Raw genomic sequence first — 1,459 nt, 5'->3', positions numbered from 1 at the left:
GGCTCTTCGGACATTCGGTGGGGGTCATGGTGTGAGTCCGCCGGCGGCGAGGAGCATGCGTAGCCGGTAGTTGTCGCGGTTGCGGAAGCCTCTGGCGAGTCGGCGGTGTAGCTCGATGATGCCGTTGATGGCCTCGGTGCCGCCGTTGTTCGCGCGACTGGTGGTGAAGTACGCGAGGAACGCGTCCCGCCAGCGGCGAAGTGTCCGGCCGAGCCTGGCGATCTCGGGAATCGGGCAGGAGTGGAATGAGTCCACGACCTTCTCCGCGATCCGTCGCCCCTCGGCCAGGTCCTTCGCGTGGTAGGCGGAGCGGAGTTCCTGCGCGCACTGCCAGGCGACGAAGACCTCCTCGTGCGCGGGGTCAGCGTCGAGCGCCGCGACGAGGCGGGCGCGTTGTTTCTCGGTGAGGTTCTCGGCGCCGGCGCGGAGGATGGTCTGGATCCCATAGAGCGGGTCGTCTTTACGGCCGCGATGCCCGAGAGTGTCTTGCTGGACGCGGCGGCGGACCTCGTCGACGGCGGCGGTGCCGAGCTTGACGACGTGGAACGCGTCGAGCACCGCGGTGGCGTCCTGCAGCTTGTCGTCGATCGCAGTCTTGTAACCCGCGAACGGATCAAGAGCTGCCACTCGCACGTTCTTCCGGAACGCGTCGCCACGATCACCGAGCCAGGAGGCATACGCCTTCCCCGACCGGCCCGGGACGAGATCCAGCAGCCGGGCCCGCGTCTTTCCGTGCTCGTCGCGGGTGAGGTCGACCATCCCGGTCAACTCCTTCGGGCCGCGCTTACGGGGGTCGACATGGTGCCAGATGTGCTCGTCGACGCCGAGCGTGGTGACGTTCTCGAACCGGGTCTCATCGAGGGCCAGCTTGACGAGTTCGGGTTCGACGGCCCGCCACACCGTCTTCCACGACGTCCCGAGCTGCCGGGCCAGGCCCGCGATCGTGGCGTGTTCGCGACGCAGCTGCCCGATCGCCCAGCCGATAGCGCGCGTCGTGATCGACCCACGCCGGGCGACCAGCGGCGGCAGCTGCTCCGTGAATGTCTTCCGCAGACAGTTCTCGTCGTCGCAGCGCCAGACCCGCTGCCGCCACACGATCCGCACCCGGGTCGCTCCGGGCACGTCATGCAGCACCCGCCGGCGGCGCCCTCGACCTGTCGCGACGACACCGCACGACGGACACCCGGCAGGCGCGGCGGCGCTCGAGACCGTCACGACCAGCAGCCCGTCGCGACGGTCGACGTGCTCGACATGAACACCGGGGAGGCCGACGAGCAGGTCGCAGCGGGCACACGGACAGCAAGCAGAGCGCGCCGAAGCGCACCCCGAAGTAGGGTGAAGCACGTCGAGGTCCTCGGGGTCGATCAGAGAGTTAGCGCTTCTGATCCTCGGGGACCTCGACCCCTACACACCGACCATCACCCCGCGAGCCTCACCCCCACCGGATGTCCGAAGAGCC

General features: G+C 68.9%; 1 protein-coding gene. It reads right to left on the bottom strand.

Going from position 1 to position 1,459, the window contains the following annotated elements:
* Window positions 1-24: 24 nt before the first annotated feature.
* Window positions 25-1,278: an ISL3 family transposase gene (locus tag AB0O24_RS18920; protein ID WP_275800873.1), complete on the bottom strand. Its 1,254-nt coding sequence runs from the start codon at window positions 1,276-1,278 to the stop codon at window positions 25-27.
* Window positions 1,279-1,459 lie beyond the last annotated feature (181 nt).

This window comes from Microbacterium sp. NPDC086615 (assembly GCF_040686055.1).
Taxonomy (GTDB): Bacteria; Actinomycetota; Actinomycetes; order Actinomycetales; family Microbacteriaceae; genus Microbacterium.
This window is presented reverse-complemented; position numbering and strand designations above follow the sequence as displayed.